At 43.8% G+C, this 7,208-nt stretch carries 8 protein-coding genes; 4 read left to right on the top strand and 4 right to left on the bottom strand.

Going from position 1 to position 7,208, the window contains the following annotated elements:
- Nucleotides 1–36: 36 nt before the first annotated feature.
- Both E1163_RS04030 and E1163_RS04025 read right to left on the bottom strand, forming a co-directional pair.
- Nucleotides 37–477 carry a tellurite resistance TerB family protein gene (locus tag E1163_RS04030; RefSeq protein ID WP_155169722.1) on the bottom strand — a complete coding sequence of 147 codons (441 nt, stop codon included), beginning with the start codon at nt 475–477 and terminating at the stop codon, nt 37–39.
- A gap of 208 nt (nt 478–685) precedes the next feature.
- The gene (locus E1163_RS04025) at nt 686–1,174 is read right to left on the bottom strand and encodes an outer membrane protein assembly factor BamE (protein WP_246223493.1); all 489 of its coding nucleotides are present in this window, start codon (nt 1,172–1,174) and stop codon (nt 686–688) included.
- Nucleotides 1,175–1,407: 233 nt separating this feature from the next.
- On the opposite strand from E1163_RS04025, the gene E1163_RS04020 reads away from it, so the two are divergent.
- Nucleotides 1,408–1,773 (top strand): hypothetical protein, encoded by a 366-nt coding sequence (locus E1163_RS04020; RefSeq protein WP_155169721.1) that lies wholly within the window; start codon nt 1,408–1,410, stop codon nt 1,771–1,773.
- Nucleotides 1,774–1,834: 61 nt separating this feature from the next.
- Here E1163_RS04020 and E1163_RS04015 read toward each other — a convergent pair whose 3' ends face one another.
- Entirely contained in the window at nt 1,835–2,668 is an 834-nt protein-coding gene (locus E1163_RS04015; protein ID WP_155169719.1) for a hypothetical protein, read from the bottom strand.
- Between the two features lie 213 nt (nt 2,669–2,881).
- On the opposite strand from E1163_RS04015, the gene E1163_RS04010 reads away from it, so the two are divergent.
- Together E1163_RS04010 and E1163_RS04005 are read left to right on the top strand one after the other, a co-directional pair.
- Entirely contained in the window at nt 2,882–4,876 is a 1,995-nt protein-coding gene (locus E1163_RS04010) for an aconitate hydratase (protein WP_155169716.1), read from the top strand.
- 16 nt (nt 4,877–4,892) lie between these two features.
- The gene (locus E1163_RS04005) at nt 4,893–5,378 is read left to right on the top strand and encodes a hypothetical protein (RefSeq protein WP_155169713.1); all 486 of its coding nucleotides are present in this window, start codon (nt 4,893–4,895) and stop codon (nt 5,376–5,378) included.
- 6 nt (nt 5,379–5,384) lie between these two features.
- Here E1163_RS04005 and E1163_RS04000 read toward each other — a convergent pair whose 3' ends face one another.
- Entirely contained in the window at nt 5,385–6,281 is an 897-nt protein-coding gene (locus E1163_RS04000) for a sulfotransferase domain-containing protein (protein WP_155169710.1), read from the bottom strand.
- Nucleotides 6,282–6,533: 252 nt separating this feature from the next.
- On the opposite strand from E1163_RS04000, the gene E1163_RS03995 reads away from it, so the two are divergent.
- Nucleotides 6,534–7,073, top strand: a complete 540-nt coding sequence (locus tag E1163_RS03995) for a flavodoxin family protein (protein ID WP_155169707.1) — start codon at nt 6,534–6,536, stop codon at nt 7,071–7,073.
- Nucleotides 7,074–7,208: the final 135 nt, after the last annotated feature.

Here is a 7,208-nt window from a genome sequence, read left to right as displayed (position 1 = left end):
TTTAACGAAAAAGGTAAGGTTAGGCTGAACAGGCGTCTATGAAATCAACATCCACTCCACTCTTTGCAGGGTATTTTCATGGTCATTGCCATTACCAATATTGCTTTGAATGGTGCTGATAATTTCTTCAACGCGTTCGCGGGGGTAACCAAACTTGATGGCAAACAGGTTGCACAACTTCTTCTCTTCACTATGCACCTCATTGTCAATGATCATCATATGTACAAGGTCATATAGTTGGGAGAATCTTTCCAGTTTGTCCTCGGGTATTTCAAAGGCCACGGTGTCAGGGTTGTTTCTGATCGATTTTAGCTGTCCCCCTGAGATGCCATTTCTCTTGGCTATGCGCTGGAGCAACTGGTATTCTACATCATCAAAATTGCCGTCTGCCGCAGCCATTTCAATCAGGTTTTTCATATGGCTCTTGGCGGTACTTTTGCCCTGCCGGAACAGATTTAGGATTTCACTGAATTTCATATTAGATACATTAAAGCCAACAAGTTAAATTCATAATTTAAAGTATATAATCGGTACTAAAAAGAAGATCGCGAAATAAATGTACAAAAAATAAAGAATAAAGTTTATCGCAAAAAAAGAGGCTGCACCAAATACCACAACACTCTTTCATCAGGAGCGGAAATATTTGATGCAGCCTCTTAACTTTAATTTATATCCTGGCTTTGGCTTAACCGATCTTAGGCCATTTAATGTCGTCATTATCATCAAACAGAGGGCCAAGCTGTATTTCAGACAATGTATCATCATCCAGCCAGAAATTTATTTCGTGTTCCTCTGCCGAAATAAGTTTGTGGTTTGGTGTCTCTGCCGATGACCAATCTTCAAATTCCAGGTTGCCCAAATCCAGTCCTTCAAGGGTCTTGATCAGTTCATCTCTTTTGAGGCCGATCAGTTTATGGCCTTTGAAGGTCACCTCCGGGGCGCTGATAGCGATAGATACCAGTTTCCAGTCTTCTTCTTCATCGAACGAAATAGATAACTCCAGTGAATCATAATGCCACGTTTCGCTAAGCTCACCTTCTTCCGTTTCATATGAGTAGGTTTCAACTTCGTCAGGCTCACCTATGATTTGCTTCACCTGGCTGGTAGACATGCCGAACCTGAGTTGCCCCAGTCCTTCACCACCTTTTATTTCTTGTATTTTCTGATCCATCATCTTTTCTGTTATAGAGCAAATTTGATACAAATAAATGACATACGCCGCAGTTTGACTCATTTTATGTATAAAACCTTGGAGGAGTTTGCAACTGCTTTTATCAGAGGCATTCAAACATAGATTCGGAATGTTAAAGTCTCCACAGAAATTTAGATTGATCCTTCACGTGGCCAAAGTCTTACAACCTCCTGTTCATAAATGGTGTCTTTTAAGTAATCCAAACCAAATCGATTATGAAAATGTATAAGCCCTTTGCCCTGATTGTATCGGCCCTAATACTTGCTGCCTGCCATTCGGAGCCTGGTATAGAACCTAATAACTGTAGTTACGACGCCGTAGTTGAGGACCATACCGGCCTGGATGGCTGCGGGTTTCTGTTTAGGTTGAAAAATGGTGAATACCTTTACCCCGTATGGCCATACTTTTGCGGAACACCCCCTCAGGCGGTGGAAAATCCTTTGGAAGATTTTGAGTATGTTAATGGAAAGCGTGTCAGGATTGAATTTGAATATCTGGAGGGTTTTGCCAATGTGTGCATGAAGGGAAGTACCGTGATCATTAACAGTGTGGAGGATGTGCAATGCGATCAGGAGGAATGATTTGATAAAGAGGCTACTTCAATGAATTGGTAAACATTGAAGTAGCTTCTTTAGCAGTAAGTTATTCCAGTTCTTTTTCCAACGTTACCTGGAGAGGAGTGCCATTATTGACAAAGTAGTCTCCGGGCCTGAATTCGAACGATTTCGTTTTATAACCGTTTTTCTCCACTATTATGGTATGTGTATCATCCCAGCCGTCTGCCCTCATGGTGATATAAGCCAGACCGGGTGTAATAAACCTGTCAAATAGTTTTTTCCCTGCCTCATTATAAATGGTAACGGTAGTTCCTATTTCTACAAGTTCGTCATTTACCTTATCATAAGTATAGGCGATGTATTGAAGGTCAGCAAGCTCTACAACTTCAAACACGCCAACATCATAACCATACTCTTCATACTCCCTGCCTTCAGTATCAATTACCTCCAAAGAAGTGGTGGTCAATTGTCCTGCCAGCACTTCTATCTTAATTGGTAGAGGCTTGTCTACCAGATAAGCCAGGTTGGAACCCTTGTAGGGAGTGGCATAAAACGGGCTGTTGTCGTCTGTAGGCATTGACAAGTTGAACCTTTCGATGGTGTAAGAGCCTTCCGGCAATAGGAAGGTTTCAGTGACATACTTATCGTTTTCCCAGGGTTTTTGGTCATAATCCAGTTTTGAAATGCCAAATAAACCATGCACGGAAAGCTCACCGTTCTCATCCACAAACTCGATTGAAAGTGTCAGGTCTTCAATATTTACATCATCAGATAACCTGCCGTTGGTTGCTGATTTAACATCGTCCATATCGATGCCAAACTGAACTTCTCCCTTTTTTACTTCAAGGGGAGTCTCTTCCTGATCACATGAGGTAAACAGGGGTAGAAAAATGCTTAAAGCCAATACTATTTTTTTCATAAGATGGTTGGTTAAGTTAAAAATTTGGTTTTTGATATATGTTTTTGTGTTATTAATGTGAAATTATTGATTTTTATTAATTATTAATAATCGTGATAGGAAAATAATAAATTGAAATTTTATTGTTCGGCAGTTGACTAAAATGAGTTTCCTGAATCAGATAACCATCAGCATTTGGCATTGTTCTAAAAGTAGAACCTAAAATGTCTGCCTATGAAAAGTAATTTCAATGTTTCCCAAAAACTGATATCATCCCACCTGATAGATGGAGAGATGAATCCGGGTGAGGAGGTAGGCCTTAAGATCGACCAAACCCTCACACAGGATGCCACAGGTACCATGGTTATGCTGGAGCTGGAGGCTATGGGTATAGACCGGGTAAAGACAGAAGTTTCAGTTCAGTATGTAGACCACAACCTTATACAGGCTGACTACCGCAATGCTGATGATCATGTATTCCTTAAATCAGCAGCGCAGAAATTCGGGATATGGTTCAGCAGACCGGGCAACGGTGTTAGCCATCCCGTTCATATGGAGCGGTTTGGTATACCCGGAAAAACACTGGTAGGCTCCGACAGCCACACTCCGGCGGCCGGCGCCCTGGGTATGCTGGCGATCGGTGCAGGTGGTTTGGATGTGGCGTTTGCCATGGTAGGGGAGCCCTTATACATTAAAATGCCGAAAATACTGGGAGTGAGACTTAAAGGTGAGCTCCCGGACTGGGTAAGTGCCAAAGATGTGGTGCTGGAAATGCTGAGGCGGTATGATGTAAAAGGCTGCCGGGGCATGATCATTGAATACTTCGGTCCAGGCCTGAGCAGCCTGAGTGCTATGGACAGGCATGTGATAGCCAATATGGGCACTGAACTGGGAGCAACCTCAACGGTCTTCCCTTCGGATGAAGAGGTACGCCGCTTTTTGCGTTCTCAGCAGCGTGAGGAAGACTGGGTTGAAATCAGCATGGACGATGATGCTACATTTGACCTTGAAGACGAAATAGACCTCTCCACTCTTGAGCCCCTTATTGCCTGCCCGAGCAGTCCGGGAAATGTAGTGAGTGTAAAAGAAGTAGAAGGCAAACCTATAGCACAAGCTGTTGTAGGGTCTTCGGCAAACCCCGGTATTCGTGATTTTTGGGTGGTAGGGGAGATCCTGAAAGACAAAAACGTTCATCCTGATGTTTCACTTGATGTGAACCCCACCTCAAGACAAATTGTACAGAATTTAATAGCCACATCCTCTTTTCCCAGCCTTTTCAGGTCAGGAGCAAGGTTTCATCAGGCGGGTTGTATGGGGTGCATTGGTATGGGGCAAGCTCCTGCGTCTGGCAAGATCAGCCTGCGTACAGTGCCCAGAAACTTTCCCGGCCGCTCAGGTACGCTGGATGACCAGGTGTATTTGTGCAGCCCTGAAACAGCCGCAGCTTCTGCACTGACCGGGAAAATTACCGATCCAAGGAACCTTGAAAAGCTCTACGATGCCAAATATCCGCGGTATGAGTATCCCGAAGACCTGATCATCAATACTGATATGTTGCTGGCTCCCTCAGAAGATGGAGGCGAACTCCAGCTCCAAAAGGGCAAGAACATCAAATCGTTCCCTGAGTTCCCTGCTTTGGAGAATGACTACAAAGTGCCGGTAATACTCAAAATGGGGGATAACATCTCGACAGATGAAATACTGAAGGCAGGAGTAAAAGTGCTGGCTTTAAGAAGTAATATCCCTGCTATCAGTAAGTGGGCTTATGCGGTAGTAGATGATAAATTTTATAAAAAAGCACGGAAAGTGTACGATAAGCATAGTGGCCATATCGTGGTGGCCGGGGAGAATTACGCTCAGGGTTCCAGCAGGGAGCATGCTGCCATTGCCCCCAGGTACCTGGGGCAGGTTGCTGTGCTGGCCAAGAGCTATGCCCGCCTGGGGTGGCAAAACCTGATCAACTTCGGGATAATACCTTTCGAATTTGCCCGGCCGGAAGATTATGATTCTGTGGAGGAAAACGACATGATCAAACTGGAAAATGTAGTGGATAATTTTCTGAAAGGAGAGGTACAGTATGCCATCAATGAGACCAAAGGACAGACCTATGAGCTTAACCACAACCTGAGCCCAAGGCAGATTAAAGTGGTGATCGTAGGTGGCGTGATCAATTATTTCAAGATGTCCTCAGACAAATCTATGTCGATATTGAGCACATCGGACGTTTAAAAAGGAGGTAAAAACAATGCAAAATAGTATAACTGTTGACCAGCAGGCAGATGTGATCATGCGTGATAATTTGGTTGAGCTGCTGAAAGGAGGGTTTGCGCCGGTGGTCATTCTACTGGAGGAGTTCCATTTCGATAAGGCCGGAGTTGATCTGGATGGCCTGCCATTCTCAGCCTGGAGTTTACTGGAGCACATGAAGCACCGGCAAAAGGTATTGCTTCAGTTTATGAAAGACCCGGAAGACAATCCGGAGGTATGGCCGGAAGCTTACTGGCCTGACAACCCGGTTCCCGAAAATGAAGAGATATGGAATAATTCCATTGCCGAATTTCAGAAAGACCTGGAGGAGATGATCAACCTGGTCAAAGACCCGGATACAGAGCTTTACAAGGTTTATTCCAATGGAAAAACACTTGCCTGGGCTGCCATGACCACATTTCACCACAATGCCTACACTATAGGACAGGTAAAAGCCATCGGGCGGCAACTGGGAGTTTGGTAGCAACTGTTATGATGATTGCAGTGCTTTTTGAGATTCTTTGATCTGCTGTTTCAGCTTTTCGAAATTTGAAGCATTGTGCGCTCTGTTTGGCCTGAAATCCTCATCCTTATCCAGCGGATAACCCAGGTATTGCATCAGGGGGCCGGCTATAATGGCAGCCTCTTCCATTTGCTCTTCGCTCAGTTTATCCCTCCAGTGGCCGGATTTACCTTTCTTAACATGTTTGGGGCTTTCCTCCTTCATACTTTCAAAACTGGTACTTTGCGCCAGCTCTGCTTTGTGGATAACAGGGAGCTTTACTTTGAGATAATCCAGCAGTATGGTCAGTTCCTGTTGAAAACTGGAGTTGAAGCCTTCAAAAAAAGTAACGTGAATATCATGGGTTGCGCTTAACCGAAGGTGGTCCCACACGTGCCAGACCCATTCTTGCATAAGCCGTGTGAAATTCTTATCCAGAAATTGTTGAGGGTCGCTTTCCGGTTGCGGGAAATACTTTCTCATATATTCGGAAGTATAATATTTGGCTGCGGACAAGGCCCTGTCTCGTGGGTCCCGGATGATATAAATGATCTTGTCAAATAACCGGAACGCCTCTTCACTGCGTTTACAAACCGGCGAGTGGGTCCACACGTGGTTTGTGCCGGCTATATAGGCCTCTATATCATCTATGGGCATATTGAAAACACTGCTGATCCGGTAGCGGTACTGCAGGTCGGTGATCTCGAGTACATCAATCCTGCATTGCTCGGGAAAGTTGAGATCCCATGTTTTGGCCAAAGGATATATGGGGTGCTGCTCTATAAAACTTACCGTGTCCCTTCCACTTCTTTTCAGGATTTGTTGCAAGATTTTGTATAGCCAGAAATTGCCGCTTTTTGGAGAACCACTTTGTAATATTTTCATAGTAGGGCCGATGGTTGTTTCATCATTTAATAAATGACAGACAAGGCATTAATGTTATGCGAAAAGCAGAAAAATGAAACGTTGGATCAGACAGCACAAACACAGGTGAAGTGAAGGCGATATTGGTTTTCTTATCTGTTTATGTTCCCCTGAGCGACAACAATCATACATTAACTTGACACAGGTCATACCTAATCAGTCTCAAATCTTATTTCTTGTATTTTATTAAACCATGCTAAACCCAGATATAAAATGAGGACGCTGATAGTATACTATTCGTTTACCGGCAATAATGATATACTGGCCAATGACCTGAAAAGAAGGTTGTCGTGTGATCTGTTGAAGATTGAAGAAGTGAAGAAAAGAAACGGTTTCACTATACTGCTGGATATTGTTTTTAATCGTGATGCCAGGCTGAAACCCCATAAGGTATCGCTGCTTGACTATGACAATTTCATATTTATGGCACCCATATGGGTCGGCAGGCTGGCCGCACCCCTAAAAACCTTCCTAAAGAATAACAGAAAAGAGATCAGTCGCTATTCCTTTATCACGGTTTGTGGTGGAGTGGAAGGGCAAAAAGAAAAGCTCACCAGAAAGCTGATCAGGTTGCTACACAGGCCCCCGGAGATTGTAACAGAACTATGGGTTGCTGACCTGCTGACAGGAGGGAAGAAAGGCGCGTCTGTAAAAACTACCGGCTATCAGATAGCAAGGAAGGATCTGGTGGTTTTTGAAGATAAAATACAGGAGTTTTTAAAAGTGAATCAGCTAAAAGCCCAGCCGGTGTGATCAAGACCGAATAGCTGATGAAAGTCATTGAAAGTGTGCAACATATGTTACAATAAAGGATTGACCTGCCGGATAACTTTACCTGAAAATCACAGTGTCAATACTAACATTAATATTAAATACTTATGAAAACGA

Origin of the sequence: Fulvivirga kasyanovii, from assembly GCF_009711405.1 — a bacterium.
Classification (GTDB): domain Bacteria; phylum Bacteroidota; class Bacteroidia; order Cytophagales; family Cyclobacteriaceae; genus Fulvivirga; species Fulvivirga kasyanovii.
This window is presented reverse-complemented; position numbering and strand designations above follow the sequence as displayed.